The sequence below is a fragment of the Brenneria sp. L3-3C-1 genome, assembly GCF_016456245.1.
Lineage (GTDB): Bacteria > Pseudomonadota > Gammaproteobacteria > Enterobacterales > Enterobacteriaceae > Brenneria.
In genome coordinates this window covers 43,548-59,431 of the sequence record NZ_JAEMHF010000005.1, presented here as the reverse complement: position 1 = coordinate 59,431, position 15,884 = coordinate 43,548, and the positions used below count along the sequence as shown (strand labels likewise).

At 51.6% G+C, this 15,884-nt stretch carries 14 protein-coding genes, 1 tRNA gene and 3 pseudogenes; 9 read left to right on the top strand and 9 right to left on the bottom strand.

Features of this window, described 5'->3' with window-relative positions; translation table 11 throughout:
- Positions 1–54 precede the first annotated feature (54 nt).
- Entirely contained in the window at positions 55–1,068 is a 1,014-nt protein-coding gene (gene tsaD / locus JG725_RS11975) for a tRNA (adenosine(37)-N6)-threonylcarbamoyltransferase complex transferase subunit TsaD (RefSeq protein WP_172290179.1), read from the bottom strand.
- A 228-nt stretch (positions 1,069–1,296) separates the two neighbouring features.
- Here tsaD and rpsU point away from each other — a divergent pair, with 228 nt between their 5' ends.
- The 3 genes from rpsU (at position 1,297) to rpoD (ending at position 5,387) form a co-directional block, all read left to right on the top strand.
- The gene (rpsU, locus tag JG725_RS11970; protein ID WP_001144069.1) at positions 1,297–1,512 is read left to right on the top strand and encodes a 30S ribosomal protein S21; all 216 of its coding nucleotides are present in this window, start codon (positions 1,297–1,299) and stop codon (positions 1,510–1,512) included.
- Between the two features lie 126 nt (positions 1,513–1,638).
- Entirely contained in the window at positions 1,639–3,393 is a 1,755-nt protein-coding gene (dnaG, locus tag JG725_RS11965) for a DNA primase (protein WP_172290180.1), read from the top strand.
- Positions 3,394–3,548: 155 nt separating this feature from the next.
- Positions 3,549–5,387, top strand: coding sequence for an RNA polymerase sigma factor RpoD (gene rpoD / locus JG725_RS11960; protein ID WP_172290181.1), 1,839 nt, complete (start codon positions 3,549–3,551; stop codon positions 5,385–5,387).
- 78 nt (positions 5,388–5,465) lie between these two features.
- Here the strand turns inward: rpoD and mug are convergent, their stop codons facing one another.
- Positions 5,466–5,969 (bottom strand): G/U mismatch-specific DNA glycosylase, encoded by a 504-nt coding sequence (mug, locus tag JG725_RS11955; protein WP_172290182.1) that lies wholly within the window; start codon positions 5,967–5,969, stop codon positions 5,466–5,468.
- Between the two features lie 142 nt (positions 5,970–6,111).
- On the opposite strand from mug, the gene JG725_RS11950 reads away from it, so the two are divergent.
- Positions 6,112–6,187, top strand: a tRNA-Ile gene (locus JG725_RS11950).
- Between the two features lie 101 nt (positions 6,188–6,288).
- Here the strand turns inward: JG725_RS11950 and JG725_RS11945 are convergent.
- The 3 genes and pseudogenes from JG725_RS11945 to JG725_RS11935 form a co-directional block, all read right to left on the bottom strand.
- Positions 6,289–6,840, bottom strand: a pseudogene (locus JG725_RS11945) (DUF4942 domain-containing protein); the annotation flags it as partial.
- The gene (locus JG725_RS11940; RefSeq protein WP_199378161.1) at positions 6,834–7,196 is read right to left on the bottom strand and encodes a TA system toxin CbtA family protein; all 363 of its coding nucleotides are present in this window, start codon (positions 7,194–7,196) and stop codon (positions 6,834–6,836) included. The gene JG725_RS11940 and the pseudogene JG725_RS11945, both read right to left, overlap by 7 nt.
- Positions 7,197–7,232: 36 nt before the next feature.
- Positions 7,233–7,343 (bottom strand): annotated as a pseudogene (locus tag JG725_RS11935) (type IV toxin-antitoxin system YeeU family antitoxin); the annotation flags it as partial.
- Here JG725_RS11935 and JG725_RS11930 point away from each other — a divergent pair.
- From JG725_RS11930 to JG725_RS11920, 3 genes and pseudogenes are all read left to right on the top strand, one after another.
- Positions 7,340–7,561 (top strand): annotated as a pseudogene (locus tag JG725_RS11930) (IS1 family transposase); the annotation flags it as partial. The pseudogenes JG725_RS11935 and JG725_RS11930 sit on opposite strands and share 4 nt — an antisense overlap.
- Before the next feature lie 133 nt (positions 7,562–7,694).
- Positions 7,695–8,576: an MspA family porin gene (locus tag JG725_RS11925; protein WP_172290185.1), complete on the top strand. Its 882-nt coding sequence runs from the start codon at positions 7,695–7,697 to the stop codon at positions 8,574–8,576.
- Positions 8,577–9,247: 671 nt separating this feature from the next.
- On the top strand, positions 9,248–9,478 hold the full coding sequence (locus JG725_RS11920; protein ID WP_233356412.1) for a helix-turn-helix domain-containing protein: 231 nt from the start codon (positions 9,248–9,250) through the stop codon (positions 9,476–9,478).
- A gap of 140 nt (positions 9,479–9,618) precedes the next feature.
- On the opposite strand, the gene JG725_RS11915 is transcribed toward JG725_RS11920, so the two are convergent.
- The 3 genes from JG725_RS11915 to JG725_RS11905 all read right to left on the bottom strand — a co-directional run bounded on the left by JG725_RS11915 (position 9,619) and on the right by JG725_RS11905 (position 11,163).
- On the bottom strand, positions 9,619–9,978 hold the full coding sequence (locus JG725_RS11915; protein WP_172290419.1) for a DUF305 domain-containing protein: 360 nt from the start codon (positions 9,976–9,978) through the stop codon (positions 9,619–9,621).
- Positions 9,979–10,144: 166 nt separating this feature from the next.
- Positions 10,145–10,627, bottom strand: a complete 483-nt coding sequence (spy, locus tag JG725_RS11910) for an ATP-independent periplasmic protein-refolding chaperone Spy (RefSeq protein ID WP_199378159.1) — start codon at positions 10,625–10,627, stop codon at positions 10,145–10,147.
- 239 nt (positions 10,628–10,866) lie between these two features.
- Positions 10,867–11,163 (bottom strand): hypothetical protein, encoded by a 297-nt coding sequence (locus JG725_RS11905; RefSeq protein WP_199378157.1) that lies wholly within the window; start codon positions 11,161–11,163, stop codon positions 10,867–10,869.
- A gap of 230 nt (positions 11,164–11,393) precedes the next feature.
- Between JG725_RS11905 and JG725_RS11900 the strand changes: the two genes are divergently transcribed.
- Positions 11,394–13,397 (top strand): NADPH-dependent 2,4-dienoyl-CoA reductase, encoded by a 2,004-nt coding sequence (locus JG725_RS11900; RefSeq protein WP_199378156.1) that lies wholly within the window; start codon positions 11,394–11,396, stop codon positions 13,395–13,397.
- A gap of 7 nt (positions 13,398–13,404) precedes the next feature.
- Here JG725_RS11900 and rlmG read toward each other — a convergent pair whose 3' ends face one another.
- Complete coding sequence (gene rlmG / locus JG725_RS11895) at positions 13,405–14,544, bottom strand: 23S rRNA (guanine(1835)-N(2))-methyltransferase RlmG (RefSeq protein ID WP_199378154.1); 1,140 nt, start codon at positions 14,542–14,544, stop codon at positions 13,405–13,407.
- Positions 14,545–14,727: 183 nt separating this feature from the next.
- On the opposite strand from rlmG, the gene JG725_RS11890 reads away from it, so the two are divergent.
- Positions 14,728–15,726 (top strand): Gfo/Idh/MocA family protein, encoded by a 999-nt coding sequence (locus JG725_RS11890; protein WP_172290190.1) that lies wholly within the window; start codon positions 14,728–14,730, stop codon positions 15,724–15,726.
- The last annotated feature ends 158 nt before the right edge of the window (positions 15,727–15,884 follow it).

Sequence of the window (15,884 nt, the reverse complement as noted above, 5' to 3'; positions counted from 1 at the left end):
GATGTTGATGAAAGCCGCGATGTCGCCAGCGACGCGGGCTATGGATGATTCGGCTTAAATGGCCGGCAATTCAGCCAGCGGCCAGCGCGGTCGCACCGTGATGCCGAGTTCCCGCCGTTCTCCCTGTTGCAGGCGAACCGTTCCCGCGTAAGCGATCATGGCGCCATTATCCGTGCAAAACTCCGGCCGGGCATAAAATACCGCCCCGCCCCGTTTTGTCATCATCTCGCCCAGACGCTGACGCAGCGTACGGTTGGCGCTCACGCCCCCGGCTATCACCAGCCTTTTGAAGCCGGTTTCATCCAGCGCACGACGGCATTTTATCGCCAGCGTATCCACCACCGCATCCTCGAAAGCTCGGGCAATGTCCGCCCGGGTTTGTGCATCATCATCGTTATTGCGGATCGTATTGGCCGCGAAGGTTTTTAAACCGGAGAAACTGAAATCCAGCCCGGGGCGATCGGTCATCGGACGCGGGAACGTAAAACGCGCGGCGTCGCCGGCCTGAGCCATTTTTGACAGCATCGGCCCGCCCGGGTAATCCAGCCCCAGCAATTTTGCCGTTTTATCAAACGCCTCGCCCGCGGCATCATCGATTGACTCGCCAAGCAGCCGATACTCGCCGATGCCGGTGACGCTGATTAGCTGCGTATGACCGCCGGAAACCAGCAACGCCACAAAAGGAAATTCAGGCGGATTGTCTTCCAGCATCGGCGCCAGCAGGTGCCCTTCCATATGATGCACCGCGACCGCCGGAACATTCCAGGCAAACGCCAGCGAGCGGCCTATCGTCGCCCCGACCAACAGCGCCCCCACCAGTCCGGGGCCGGCAGTATAGGCCACGCCGTCAATATCACCGGCTTTTAAATCCGCTTCGCGCAGCGCCGCCTGGATCAACGGCACCGTTTTACGGACGTGATCGCGTGAAGCCAGTTCGGGAACGACGCCGCCATAATCCGCATGGAGTTTTACCTGGCTGTACAACTGATTAGCGAGTAAACCGGCCTGAGTGTCATAGATGGCCACGCCGGTTTCATCACAGGATGTTTCGATACCCAATACGCGCATTGCTGTTCCTACTTTATATTACGGTGCAAGCATCCCGACGATGCAGCTTGCTTCATACGGCAGATAGTCTACCATAAGCCCCCCGGTTTCTGCGCTGACGGTGCGCTGAGCGTTTTATGATCGCCCAGCCCTTTACAAGGACGCCCTGTTTGCAGTAGAATTCCGCACCATTTTGAAAAGGCTGGCACAAGGCCAGCGGCAAACCGAATTTATTAAGGTGAGAGGCACATGCCGGTAATTAAAGTACGTGAAAACGAGCCGTTCGACGTAGCTTTGCGTCGCTTCAAGCGTTCCTGCGAAAAAGCAGGTGTTCTGGCCGAAGTTCGTCGTCGTGAGTTTTATGAAAAACCGACAACTGAACGTAAACGCGCTAAAGCATCCGCGGTAAAACGCCACGCGAAGAAGTTGGCTCGAGAAAACGCACGCCGCACTCGTCTGTATTAATTTTCAGGAGGGCTTCCTCCACCGCGTGATTAATCCGCAGACTTAGTAGTTGCATACGAAGGCCGTGCATTTCCGCAAGGAATGCGCGGCTTGTTGTCGTTTATAAGCTATCGTTAACAGGGGCTTATGGCTGGACGAATTCCACGCGTATTTATTAATGACCTGCTGGCTCGCACCGACATCGTCGATCTCATTGACGCGCGCGTCAAACTGAAAAAGCAGGGCAAGAATCACCATGCGTGCTGTCCGTTTCACCACGAAAAAACTCCCTCGTTCACCGTAAACGGCGACAAGCAGTTCTACCATTGTTTTGGCTGTGGCGCACACGGTAACGCCATTGACTTTTTAATGAATTACGATCGTCTCGAATTCGTTGAAAGCATTGAAGAATTAGCCACCATCTATGGTCTTGAAGTGCCGTATGAAACCGGCACCGGGCCAACCCAGTTTGAGCGTCATCAGCGGCAAAGCCTGTATGAACTGATGGGGCAACTGAGTTCGTTTTATCAGCAAACGCTAAGCCAGCCTGTCGGCGCTCCCGCGTTGCAGTACTTGCAACAGCGAGGATTGAGCGCCGAAGTAATTAGTCATTTTGCGATTGGTTTCGCGCCGGCCGGCTGGGATAACGCCTTAAAGCGTTTCGGACGCAATAATGACGATCGCAGCACATTGAACGATGCCGGCATGCTGGTGACTAACGATCAGGGCCGTACTTACGATCGTTTCCGTGAACGCGTGATGTTCCCTATTCGGGATAAGCGGGGGCGGGTCATCGCATTTGGCGGACGGGTATTAGGCGATGGCGTGCCGAAGTATCTGAACTCGCCGGAAACGGAAATTTTCCATAAAGGCCGCCAGCTCTATGGCCTGTATGAAGCGCAGCAAAACCATCCGGAACTGAAGCGGTTGCTGGTGGTTGAAGGGTATATGGATGTCGTCGCCCTGGCGCAGTTTGGTATTGATTATGCGGTTGCGTCGCTGGGAACCTCCACCACAGCCGATCATATTCAGTTACTCTTTCGCGCCACCGATCAGGTCGTCTGCTGTTACGACGGCGACCGGGCCGGGCGGGAAGCGGCATGGCGGGCGCTGGAAACCGCGCTACCCTATTTAAATGATGGCCGTCAGTTACGCTTTATGTTTCTGCCGGATGGCGAAGATCCCGACACGCTGGTGCGCAAAGAAGGCAAAGCCCTTTTCGAACAGCGAATGGAGCAGGCTTTGCCACTGTCGCAGTTTATGTTTGAAACGCTGCAACAGCAGGTGGACATGAGTTCTCCTGATGGACGCACGAAGCTCAGCACGTTGGCGCTGCCCTTGATTGGTCAGGTGCCAGGTGAAACGTTACGCTTATATTTACGCCAGCAGTTGGGCAATAAGCTGGGTATCCTGGATGACAGCCAGTTAGACAGGCTGTTGCCCAAAGTGGCTGAACATGCTCAGCCCTATCAGCCTCCGCAGCTAAAAGTCACAACTATGCGTATACTTATAGGGCTATTAGTTCAGAACCCAAGACTTTCAGCGGAAGTTCCCGAACTGGCGCTGGAAGACATAGAAGAGAGCAAAGTGGCTGGCCTGTCCCTGTTTCAGGATCTGGTTAAAACCTGCAACGCCAGCCCCGGAATGAATATGGGTCTGCTGCTTGAGAAATATAGAGACAGCAAATACCGGAAGCAACTTGAAACCATGGCTTCCTGGAACCATATGATCGAAGAAGATGAGCTGGACGATAAGTTCAGAATAAGCCTGGCGGAACTCTACGATCAACTGTTGAAACAACGTCAGGAAACATTAATCGCCCGTGAGAGAACGCACGGGCTTAACGCCAAAGAAAGAAAAGAGCTTTGGTCGTTGCAACTGGCCTTAACCAGAAAAAACTGATTATTGCGGCTTAATTGCCGATAAATAGCAGGGTCGAGCCCTGCAAAGAGCCGCTACGGGGTCCGCGGCGATAAGAAAAAATGCCCTAATGCTATTGTTGGCATATTACGCCGACCGACACCAACCCAAATACTCTGAAGTGTGGATACCGTCTTATGGAGCAAAACCCGCAGTCACAGCTAAAGCTACTTGTCACCCGTGGTAAGGAGCAAGGCTACCTGACCTATGCTGAGGTCAATGACCATCTGCCGGAAGATATCATCGACTCCGACCAGATCGAAGACATCATCCAGATGATTAATGACATGGGCATCCAGGTGATGGAAGAAGCGCCGGATGCGGATGATCTGTTGCTGGCAGAAAATACCAATGACGCAGACGAAGATGCGGCAGAGGCTGCTGCTCAAGTGTTATCCAGCGTTGAATCGGAAATCGGTCGTACCACCGATCCGGTTCGTATGTACATGCGTGAAATGGGTACCGTCGAATTGCTGACGCGTGAAGGCGAGATCGATATCGCCAAACGTATTGAAGACGGTATCAATCAGGTTCAATGTTCTGTCGCAGAGTACCCGGAAGCGATTACCTATCTGCTGGAACAGTACGATCGTGTTGAAGCCGGCGAAAGCCGCTTATCCGATCTGATCACCGGATTTGTCGATCCCAACGCGGAAGAAGACATTGCGCCAACCGCGACGCACGTTGGCTCTGAGCTTTCCAGCGAGGAGATGGATGACGACGATGACGAGGAAGAAGAAGATGACGACAGCGATGACGATAACAGCATCGATCCGGAACTGGCGCGTCAGAAATTTACTGAATTGCGTGAGCAATATGAAACGACGCGTCAGGTCATCAAGACCCACGGTCGCAGTCATGCAAAATCGGCACAAGAAATTCTGAATCTGTCTGAAGTCTTTAAGCAATTCCGCCTGGTGCCCAAACAGTTTGATTTCCTGGTCAGCAGCATGCGCTCCATGATGGACCGCGTTCGTACTCAGGAACGTCTGATCATGAAACTGTGCATCGAACAGTGCAAAATGCCGAAGAAAAACTTCGTCACCCTGTTCGCCGGCAACGAGACCAATGACTCCTGGTTTAGCGCAGCCATTGCAATGGCTAAACCGTGGTCTGAAAAACTGCATGACGTAGAAGATGACGTCAAACGCAGCTTACAGAAGTTGCATCAGATCGAAGAAGAGACCGGTTTAACCATTGAGCAGGTTAAAGACATCAACCGTCGTATGTCGATCGGCGAGGCGAAAGCCCGCCGCGCCAAAAAAGAGATGGTTGAAGCAAACTTACGTCTGGTTATTTCCATCGCCAAGAAATATACCAACCGCGGCTTGCAGTTCCTCGACCTGATTCAGGAAGGCAACATCGGCCTGATGAAAGCGGTGGACAAGTTTGAATATCGCCGTGGTTATAAGTTCTCAACCTATGCGACCTGGTGGATCCGTCAGGCTATTACCCGCTCGATCGCCGATCAGGCGCGCACCATCCGTATTCCGGTACATATGATTGAGACCATCAACAAACTCAACCGTATATCGCGCCAGATGCTACAGGAAATGGGACGTGAGCCGACGCCGGAAGAGCTGGCTGAACGTATGCTGATGCCGGAAGACAAGATCCGTAAAGTGCTGAAGATCGCCAAAGAGCCGATTTCGATGGAAACCCCGATTGGTGATGACGAAGATTCGCATCTGGGTGACTTTATCGAAGACACCACGCTGGAGCTGCCGCTGGATTCCGCCACATCGGAAAGCCTGCGTTCGGCAACGCACGACGTATTGGCTGGTCTGACCGCGCGTGAAGCGAAAGTGCTGCGTATGCGTTTCGGTATCGACATGAATACCGACCATACGCTGGAAGAAGTCGGCAAGCAGTTTGATGTCACCCGTGAACGTATTCGTCAGATCGAAGCGAAAGCGTTGCGTAAACTGCGCCACCCAAGCCGTTCAGAAGTGCTGCGCAGCTTCCTGGATGATTAACCGATATCCAGATTGTCGTCTCTGAAAATAACCCCGGTCTCCCGGGGTTATTTTTTGTCGCAGCCTTTTGCCCAGCGCTTATCGGCTGGCGTGTAATGCCTGATACAACGCCTGATAAGACGCGACCAGCGACGCCAGCGTAGCGCGGTTCAGCCCGCTGGGATTGGGCAGTACCCACACCTGAGTTTCGCCAATCGTCAACGCCTGACGTCCCCATGCGACCTTATTAACACCAAACGCCTGACTGAACGCCTGCTTTCCCAGCACCGCAAGAGCCTGCGGCTGATAACGCCTCATCTTTTCAACAATGGCTTCACCGCCCTGCAAGAGTTCATTGCGCGCCAGTTCGGTCGCTTCTGTCGTCGGCCGCTCCACCAGCATGGTGATCCCGCATCCGGTATCCAACAAATGCTCCTCCTCCTGTGGCATGAGCAAACGTTCGGTAAACCCGGCCTGATAAATCACCTTCCAGAAGCGGTTACTGGGATTGGCAAAATGGTAGCCATGATGGGCCGTCGATAATCCCGGATTGATGCCACAGAAAACAACCTGAAGATTTGTTGCCAGAATATCCGCGATCATACTGCCTCTTTACGCTATGTTTTCCGCTGTTATCGCAAAATCTGACAATAATAACAACAAGCTATCTTGCATAGAAAACAGCCATCCAGCCGAACAACTATAGACCTTCCCCTGCACATTACCGTATAATCGTCGCCCGTTCGGCCCCTTAGCTCAGTGGTTAGAGCAGTCGACTCATAATCGATTGGTCGTTGGTTCAAACCCAACAGGGGCCACCAGAATTTCAAGGAGTTAGATGAGAAATCGTCTGACTCCTTTTTCGTTTTATATGAATTGGGTCAGGTAATGGATCAGGTAAGGAATTGCCTCCCTGCCCTCTTCATCTCGCTGCCAGCATCCCCGGATAGTGCTTCACTACGATATCATTCATCTTTTCTGTCAGGTCGCCCCGTTTAAAAGTGATGTGCGCAGTTCCCTTCTGAAAGTAACGAATGCTAAAAAACTTATCTTCGTAAACATCCTTCGAAGGGTTGTCCCGAATATGATCCATCAATCGGATAGTAACATCGCCACGGTTGTCGGGAATCGGTTTGCCATCAAGCAGAAACAGCATTCTTTCCAGGTCCGCCAGTTGATCCCGCCGCCAGCCCCAGTTTAAGCTAAAGCCCCAGCGGTTATGCGTCACCAGATTGTTGACGATGATCTTTTTACCGAAGCTGCATGGGCTATTGGTTTTGTAATCCCACGACAGCCCTTTGAATATGTTAATGATGCCACGCTCAAAGACATCCATTTTGTTCAGATGTAGCTGCTCAAACGTAGTGAGTATATTCGCCAAGCTGATTGCAGGGAGGTCGCCTTCCTCCAGGTTCTTATGCCACTGGTCACGGGCCTCAGCATCCATCAAGGCCATCATGCCGGATTTCAACATCCATAAAAGCAAACACACCTGCCGGGAGTGGCAAGACGCATTATGCGATGAATAAAAAGAGTGGAAAGTGCGGAGATAAAAATCAGGAATGGCGTCTGCTCCTGCCAACTGAAACCCTTACGATCAGTGCGTACCAGTTCATAACGTTCCACCAGGAAATTCACTGCATCGGCAAGTGTTATTCCCGCTTCAATATGTTCCTGAATGGCTGCGTCGTTATGGAAGGGCGTGTCGTTATGGAAGGGCGTGTCGTTGAGCGTGAGACCGTAATGGTACTCCAGCAGATACGTTAAGCCTTGCACAGGCGACAGGCGTGACGAAACCGGCACCGTGGCCGGTACTGATGAAATGCGCATGGGTTAAGTCCTGATAAAAGAAGAAGAGTGAGGCCGTTACTGGGTTGCTGAAGCTTGAGGATAAATAGCGATATAAACGTAACCGCAACTGGCACAGGTATCTGCTATGCAGGTGAATTCAGCAAGATGGATGGTCACCTGATGTTGCTATGATAACCAGCGACGACTGGGGAAGTTATGCCAGAGAAGTGCCGAAGGAGAAGCACCTGAAAGGAAAGATTTTTACGCAACGGATTGAGCGTAATAATCTGACACTCCGTACCCGAATCAAACGTCTGGCACGCAAAACGATTTGCTTCTCACGCTCCATCGAGGTCCACGAAAAAGTCATCGGCTCCTTCATCGAAAAGTATATGTTCTACTAATTAGATGCATCATCCATGAATTATTATAGAACAGTAATTTTTGGTAAAGAAATGAGGGGGCGTGAAATTGAAAACTTGTCTATTATTATTAATTCAGCATTTAAACTAAAACACTCATGGAGCAAAAGAATATATGTCGATAAGGATTAATGTAACAACATCTGGAGAACAAAGTTCAATTTCTACCAGTGCTGTAGGTGTTGTTAGAAACATCATTAGTGATACGGAACGTAATACATTTCAATTGAATGACAACCAATTAAAACGTGCATTTGAAATAACTCTTGGGCGCTGGCCTAACGATGCTTTCTTGCGAAGCCCCACGCCGTGGGGCGATTTATATGATAGATTTAATTGGCAACAAGTACAACGAACACTGCGTCCCAGAAATATCCGAGTTCTAAGCCAGACATCACGCCCGGAAATCGTGTTAACACAAGATTTTATTAACAATAGTTCAGTTGCTGGAACCTTTGACGCCAGTATCTCTCAAACTGTAGAGAATACAGTGACCTCAACCTGGAGTACAGGTGGTGCATTAACGGTTGGGCATTCTGTTGAATATGGAATTAACTTCTTAGGGACTGGCGTTACCGGGAATAGCTCTATTTCTTATACACAAGAATGGGGGGTTGGAGGCTCCCGCTCAACGTCTGTAACATTAGGTATGCAATCTGGCGTGACGATACCGTTAGGGCCGGGGCAAGCAGTAACTGCGGAATTAGTTGCTACCCGTGGAACGATGCGAATTCAAGTTGAATATATCGCATCCCTTCAAGGGCATGCAGCGGCAAACTACAACCCGCCTCATAACGGCCATCATTTCTGGCGGGGCGTTTTATCCAGGATGATGAGCGAGACTAATATAAGTAATTCGGTTGTATCAACTGAGACCATCAATATAGGCTTTTATTCTCACTCACAAATTATTCTGAGAGATAAACGCACGAAGCAGATAGTTAGAGTTGTTGATCTTGATATGCTTGGTGTAAGCGATGAAGATGTAAAAAATTAACTAAAAAGGGGCGGCATTTGTCGCCCTTTTGGTTGTCCCTGACTAGCGTTTACAGGGGTCAGTTTGGATATCGAATCTATGGTCACTCCCGTTTTTGCAACACTGATTTTCGACGATATCATTGGCTTACTTAAATCTATCCGGCGTCTGAATCGCACCACGATGAGTTCCGCACCTGATGAACCTCAGAATAATTATACTGAAGTGGACTGACCCCACCCCGGTAGACGATCCTGCCCTATCAATCATTGGTTCTGGCGCTAGAGTCAAATCTCTGACCTCTTTCACGACCCCTGGCAATGAATATAATAGTTTCCCTGAAGGGAATATATTTCCCCCCAACATCTGACCTCCTGTTTTAAGTTAACTGGTCATGCTCATATAGCTATTCTGCTATTAATAGCGAAATAGCAATGAACTTGAATTAAGGAAAAAAATATAATTAATCTGCACGATCATTTTTTGCTGACCCAGGGTATTAATCTGGTAACCAGATGAGAAACCATCTAGTATTATCGAGCATTGTTCCAGAAGAGTAAGTCGCTCAGCAGCCAGCCGCATCATGATGCTGCACAGCTTCGTGAAGAAGACACAGAAAACGCCCGCCCGCGATCGCTAAAAAGCCGAAGCCAGAATGAAGGAGGTAAAGAATAACTGGTAAAAAGAACGTCATGACTCACGACGAAATGATCAAAAGGATGCTGGCAGCCCCTGAGATCAAAGCCGAATATGACAATCTTGAGGCTGAGTTTTCCCTGCTGGATGAATTGCTGCAAGCACGTAAAAACGCAGGATTGACTCAGGCACAAGTCGCAAAGCGTAAGGGAACCAAAGCTACGGCGATAACCCGATTGGAAAGCGGTTTAGCGTCGGCTACAAATGTACATGCTACGCGCCCCTAAAAAATACGCTGCCGCTGTCGGTAAGAAGTTGCAGATTCGCTTGGTATGACTTATCGCCCCGTCTCACTGTGGGGCGTTTTTTTAATGGTTTAGCCGCTCAATCACTAATGCTTCAACCAATATTGATTAACCGCTCGCAATCACTTCTTCCCATGCTTGTTAAGCCATGCCTGCATCTGATCGATTTCCGGTTGCTGAGCGCTGATAATCTCTTCCGCCAGTTTGCGAAGCTCGGGATCTTTGCCGTATTGCAACTCCGTTTTGGCCATATCAATCGCTCCCTGATGATGAGCGATCATCCCCTTGGCGAACGCAACGTCAGGATCGCTGGACTGTATCCCTTCCTGCATCTGGCTATGCATCCGATCCATACCCTGCATATAGGCCTGCTGTGACTCGGTTGCATTCTCGGCATGATGGCCGCTATGCGCGCCGTCGGCCGCGAATGCGTACAAGGGCGCCACCAGGCTACCGATAATCAGTAAATTCATGCTTTTCATCATCACCTCTCTCAGACCAATTGGAATACCTGTCTAAAGATAGGCCTTCCCCTAAGGGGAAGGTCAAGAAGAAAGCGTCAAATAAGGAAAACCGCCGGACCTATCCACCGCGGTGATGAAAATCAGCGATGGATAAATCCGACGGTCTTAAGGGGAGTACGTTTGCTTACTCAGCCGGCGCGGGTTTAGCGTCAGGTTTTGGCGGTTGAGTCAGACGTTTTTCAAAATTATCGTTGTACTGTTTCTTCTGCTCAGGCGTCAGAATGTTATAAATCTTATTCTGGGTTTCCAGCCTGTTCAGCGTTTGCGCCTTGCGGGCGGCATCAGCTTTATCCAACTGCGCCTGGACCTTTGCCGCATCAAACGTGTCGGTGGCAATCAGACTATGCATTTCACGGCGTTCATCCTGCATGGACTTACGCATATTGTCATGAGATGCCTTCATAATCTCTTTCACCTGCTGTTTTTGAGCTTCGGTCAGGTTCAGCCCTTTAAACATCATCTCATGGTGCATGTCGCCGCGTGGCCCTTTCCCGTCTTTTGCCATTCTTACTTCGGGGTGACCTTTTGGCGCATCGGTAGCATGAGCGATGCCTGCCGTTCCCAGCGCCAAAGAAGAAGCAACCAGAAGTGCTGTTAATTTACGCATAATTTATCCTTCTCTCAGGTTTAATGCATTGACGACCATTGTCGTGCTGTCGAGAAAGAGTATAGGCCTGACTGTTTCAGTTAATTAGAGCAACGGTAAATGTGTGCAAGTAATAAAGGCACATTTGCGGCAAATATGAATAATACGAGTGAAATGTGTAAGGAATCGATAGAATTGCGTTAAGCGTTGCGTGAAGTCGCGGATTGTTTCACATATAACCCGTCATGTCCGATAGCCGATCAGGGTAGCGAGCGGACAAAATCTGACGCGTCTTTCGCCAACGCGTCGATATGCGCGCTGATGATTTGGATTTTTTGCAGCAGCGGATTGCGCGCCGGTGAGCTATCCATCGCGTTCAACCGGGCGACAAGCTGCTCAATCTGCTCGCAAAGTTGCGCTTCGCGCTGTTTGGCCTGCTCCAGCTGCTGTTGTAGCTGCTGATAATCGCTGCGCCAAATCTGCTGTTGCTGCTGAACGCTGCGCTCCAATTCCTGAAACGCGCCATCCAGCCGTGTCGCCAACTCTTCAACCCACATTAGAGATTCCTTCGCCTGATGATCCTGCGAATTATAATGACACAGCGCCTTAACAACAAACAATCTGACCGTTCATTATCCATTCGCGCGTTTTTCCCTGCTGGTGATAATGATATTAATCACAATAAATAAACATAAATTTCACAATTCATCCAAATGCAGCTAAATTTATGACGTTAACTCATCAGACCAGTTAAGCCCTTTCCCCATCCCGTTTGTCGGAGATAACCATGACGATCTACCCCAATCTGTTTTCTCCACTCGATCTGGGATTCACTACGCTAAAGAACCGGATCGTCATGGGGTCAATGCATACCGGTCTGGAAGAACACCCCGATGGTACAGCCAGGTTGACCGCTTTCTACCGCGAACGCGCACAAGGCGGCGTAGGCCTGATTGTCACCGGCGGTATCGCGCCTAACGCCAAAGGCGCGGTGGTAAAAGGCGGGGCTACGCTGCACGATGAATCACAGCTTGCCCACCATCAGGCGGTGACGCAGGCGGTTCATGCGGCGGGAAGCAAAATCGCCCTGCAAATTCTCCACGCCGGCCGCTACAGCTACCAACCGGAACCGCTGGCGCCTTCCGCGCTACAGGCTCCCATCAGCCCGTTTGTCCCGCGGGCAATGCGCCGGCAAGAGATACAACGCACGATCCAAGATTTTGCGCATTGCGCCGCGCTGGCACAGCAGGCCGGTTACGATGGCGTAGAAATTATGGGCTCGGAAGGCTATCTGATTAACCAGTTCCTTGTCGCACATACCAATCACCGGGACGACGAATGGGGCGGCGATTTTCAACGCCGCAGTCGTTTCGCCGTTGAGATCGTCCGCGCCGTGCGCCAAATAACCGGATGCAGGTTCATCATCATTTATCGATTGTCGATGCTCGATCTGGTGGAAGACGGATCGAGCTGGCAAGAAATCGAACAATTGGCGCAGGCCATTGAGGAAGCCGGCGCCACTTTGATTAATAGCGGAATTGGCTGGCATGAGGCCCGCATCCCCACTATCGCCACCCTGGTTCCGCGCGGCGCCTTTGGCTGGGTAACCAGGCGATTAATGGGGAAAGTCAGCATTCCGTTGATTGCCACTAATCGAATCAACGATCCTGAGGTGGCAGAGCAACTGCTGGCCGAAGGCTGCGCCGATATGATTTCGATGGCGCGCCCGTTTCTGGCTGATGCGGAACTGGTGAACAAGGCCGCCGACGGACGGGCCGATGAAATCAATACCTGCATCGGTTGCAATCAGGCCTGTCTGGATCAGATCTTCGCCGGCAAAGTCAGCTCCTGTCTGGTAAATCCGCGCGCCTGTCACGAAACCGTTATGCCAATCACCCCCGCGCCCGCGCCGAAACGTCTTGCCGTCGTGGGCGCAGGCCCTGCCGGTATGGCGTTCGCCGTCAATGCCGCCGGACGCGGCCATCAAGTCACGCTGTTTGAATCCGCCGCGCAAATCGGCGGCCAGTTCAATCTGGCGCGGCAAATCCCCGGTAAGGATGAATTTAACCAAACGTTGCGCTATTACCGTCGGCAATTGGCGTTACAGGGCGTGACAGTAAAGCTGGGTAAGCGCGCCGCCGTTGAAGATCTGGCTGATTTTGATGAAGTGATCCTTGCCTGCGGTATTGTGCCGCGCATTCCGGCGATTGAAGGCATTGAACACCCCCGGGTGTTAAGTTACCTGGATGTGTTACGCGACAAAAAGCCGGTCGGGCGGCGCGTGGCGATCGTCGGCGCCGGCGGTATCGGTTTTGATACCGCTCACTACCTCAGCCAGCCAGCGGATGCCGACTTCTATGAACAATGGGGAATCGATCGCCAGTTACGGCAACGAGGCGGCCTGCTGCGAAATAAACCAGCGACGACCCAGCATCGCCGTGAGATCACCTTATTACAGCGTAAAACCGGCAAACCGGGCGAAGGATTAGGTAAAACCACCGGCTGGATCCATCGGGCCAATTTACTCCGCCATGGCGTGACCATGCTGGATGGCGTTAGCTACCAGCGTATTGACGACGATGGATTGCACATTGCGCACCAAAAGCAAATGCGCTGCCTGCCCGTGGATAACGTCATTATCTGCGCCGGTCAGGAACCCTGCCGCGAGCTTTACTCCCCGCTGCTGGCCGCGGGTTACCGCGTTCATCTGATTGGCGGCGCGGATGTCGCTCAGGAACTGGACGCCCGCCGGGCAATAGCGCAAGCCACCCGGCTGGCATTAAGCATCTGAACGGATTTTACTTTGCCGCGGCTGTTTTCACCGCCCGCAGCACCACGAACTTGGCGTTGCTGGCGATGACTTCAGCGTTGCCGAACAAACGTTTCAGCTTGTGGAAATAATCCAGATGGCGATTACCCACAATACGTAACTCGCCGCCGACTTGCAGGCAGCGGCGGGAATCGAGGAACATTTGCCAGGCGATATTATCGGTAACGGCCTGTTGCTGATGGAACGGCGGATTACACAACACGGCCTGTAGGCTGTCACGCCCCACGCCGGACAGGCCATGATTAACCGCAAAACCACAGCGATCCCGATCCTGCGGGCGGTTAATCTCAACATTCATCCGGCTGGAAGCGATCGCCATATAGGATTCATCAAAGAAACTGACCGGCGCAGACGGATTGGCGGATAACGCGGCCAGCCCAATGACGCCATTGCCGCAGCCTAAATCAATAATCTTACCGTCCAACTGCCGGGGTAAATGTTGCATAAAGAAACGGGCGCCGATATCCAGTCCGCCACGCGAAAAAACGTTCGCGTAGTTATGGATGCGATAGCCGTACTCTTCAAGCGCCCACTGATTGGTTAGTGGCTGCTCACTTACTTTTATATCCGCGGCCTCACAATGGATCAGGCGCGCTTTCTTCCAGGCCAATGAGGTTTTTGTCGGCCCCAGGATGCGCTCGAACAGTTGCAATGTTGAGGTATGGATATCACGGGCTTTGGCGCCGGCGATAATGCGGGTTTGCGGCGTAACCACATTGCGCAGCATCCGCAGTTGGTGTTCCAGCAACGCCGTGGTTTTAGGGATTTTTATCACCACCAGAGCCGGCGCGGCAGGCAAGTCGGCAAGACTATCCAGCAGCTCCACCGCGTCCGCAGCAAAACCGTTCAGTTCAAGATTATGCCGCGTGGCCAACTGGCTCATGTAAGAGTCGCTGACGCTGACCGGCGACCGCGTCTGCAATCCGCAGGCTAACGCCCCGAATGCATCGTTAAAAATCAGACACGGCCCGGGCGCGATTTCCATCACGGCAAGCTCACGCAGCAGGAACTCATCCGCCGCCTCCCACGCCTGGAGCGCCGCGTTATCCGCTACCTGAGGATAACGCGCCAGCGTCAGATTACGTGTTTCCAGTTCGAGTTGGCTCATTCGTCCCTCCTGAATCACAAAATTTGCGCTGTTTATCCCTTAAAATGGCCCGGCAGTAAATGCTTTTCTCAGGCAGACAGGCAAATGACGTCTTTACCTGTACTTTAACAGTAATGTTGTCTCGTTATTTCGCCATGATAATCTGAACCTCCATCATCGATGTCAGCAGGATACCGAGCCTTTATGATTCGCTTTGCTATTGTAGGAACAAGTTGGATCTCCCGTCAGTTTGTCGATGCCGCGCACGAAACCGGTAAAATGAAGTTGACTGCAATCTATGCGCGAACCCCGGAGAAAGCGCAGCAATATCAGGCGGACTATCTGGTTGATACGCTGTTCAGTTCTCTGGAAGCCATGGCCGAATCCGATCTGATTGACGCCGTTTATATCGCCAGCCCTAATTCGCTGCACTGTGAACAGTCGCTGCTCTTTCTGAGCCATGGCAAACATGTCATCTGTGAGAAGCCATTGGCTTCCAACCTGTATGAAGTCGAACAGATGATCGCCTGCGCCAACGCGCATCAGGTGGTGCTGTTCGAGGCTTTTAAGACCGCCAGCCTGCCGAATTTCAGCGTGGTACGGCAGGCGCTGCCCAAAGTCGGCAAATTGCGTAAAGTGCTGTTGAACTACTGTCAGTATTCTTCACGTTATCCGAAGTATCTGGCCGGCGAAAATCCGAATACGTTCAACCCGGCATTTTCGAACGGTTCTGTCATGGACATTGGCTACTATTGCCTGGCCTTTGCGGTGGCGCAATGGGGTATGCCGGCGACGGTACAGGCCAGCGCGACATTGCTGGAGAGCGGCGTTGACGCACATGGCAGCATCGTGATGCATTACGGCGATTTCGACGTCGTCATCATTCACTCCAAAGTCAGCAACTCGGTTATTGCCAGTGAAATTCAGGGAGAAGAAGGTTCTCTGGTGATTGAAAAGCTGTCCCAATGCCAGCGGGTAACGTTTATTCCACGTGATGGGAAACCGCTGGATCTCAGCCAGCCGCAGCATATCAACAGTATGCTGTATGAGGCGGAAGCCTTTGCGACGCGGGTGGCGAATAATGATATCGATCATGCCGAACTGGCGCGCTCACGCGCGGTGGCGGGCCTGTTAACGGAAATTCGTCGCCAAACCGGGGTTATCTTTCCCGCGGATGTTGCGACATCGGACAAAGCGGACTAAACCAGATCACTGTTATCGTGGTGGTCACGTTGTTGGTTAAGGGCATGAGATAGCCGGGTCAATATTTATTTGACCCAGATCAAGTTTTCACCTATCTTCTGTGAAGCAAAGGGGAGTAACTTTTCCGCCGGTTAATCGTCATTACGGTGCGTAGCGCA

What these genes read in the sequence shown, in the direction of transcription:
- tsaD (WP_172290179.1), bottom strand. Translation starts at nt 1,068, where the DNA reads ATGCGCGTATTGGGTATCGAAACATCCTGTGATGAAACCGGCGTGGCC.
- rpsU (WP_001144069.1), top strand. Translation starts at nt 1,297, where the DNA reads ATGCCGGTAATTAAAGTACGTGAAAACGAGCCGTTCGACGTAGCTTTG.
- dnaG (WP_172290180.1), top strand. Translation starts at nt 1,639, where the DNA reads ATGGCTGGACGAATTCCACGCGTATTTATTAATGACCTGCTGGCTCGC.
- rpoD (WP_172290181.1), top strand. Translation starts at nt 3,549, where the DNA reads ATGGAGCAAAACCCGCAGTCACAGCTAAAGCTACTTGTCACCCGTGGT.
- mug (WP_172290182.1), bottom strand. Translation starts at nt 5,969, where the DNA reads ATGATCGCGGATATTCTGGCAACAAATCTTCAGGTTGTTTTCTGTGGC.
- JG725_RS11940 (WP_199378161.1), bottom strand. Translation starts at nt 7,196, where the DNA reads ATGCGCATTTCATCAGTACCGGCCACGGTGCCGGTTTCGTCACGCCTG.
- JG725_RS11925 (WP_172290185.1), top strand. Translation starts at nt 7,695, where the DNA reads ATGTCGATAAGGATTAATGTAACAACATCTGGAGAACAAAGTTCAATT.
- JG725_RS11920 (WP_233356412.1), top strand. Translation starts at nt 9,248, where the DNA reads ATGACTCACGACGAAATGATCAAAAGGATGCTGGCAGCCCCTGAGATC.
- JG725_RS11915 (WP_172290419.1), bottom strand. Translation starts at nt 9,978, where the DNA reads ATGAAAAGCATGAATTTACTGATTATCGGTAGCCTGGTGGCGCCCTTG.
- spy (WP_199378159.1), bottom strand. Translation starts at nt 10,627, where the DNA reads ATGCGTAAATTAACAGCACTTCTGGTTGCTTCTTCTTTGGCGCTGGGA.
- JG725_RS11905 (WP_199378157.1), bottom strand. Translation starts at nt 11,163, where the DNA reads ATGTGGGTTGAAGAGTTGGCGACACGGCTGGATGGCGCGTTTCAGGAA.
- JG725_RS11900 (WP_199378156.1), top strand. Translation starts at nt 11,394, where the DNA reads ATGACGATCTACCCCAATCTGTTTTCTCCACTCGATCTGGGATTCACT.
- rlmG (WP_199378154.1), bottom strand. Translation starts at nt 14,544, where the DNA reads ATGAGCCAACTCGAACTGGAAACACGTAATCTGACGCTGGCGCGTTAT.
- JG725_RS11890 (WP_172290190.1), top strand. Translation starts at nt 14,728, where the DNA reads ATGATTCGCTTTGCTATTGTAGGAACAAGTTGGATCTCCCGTCAGTTT.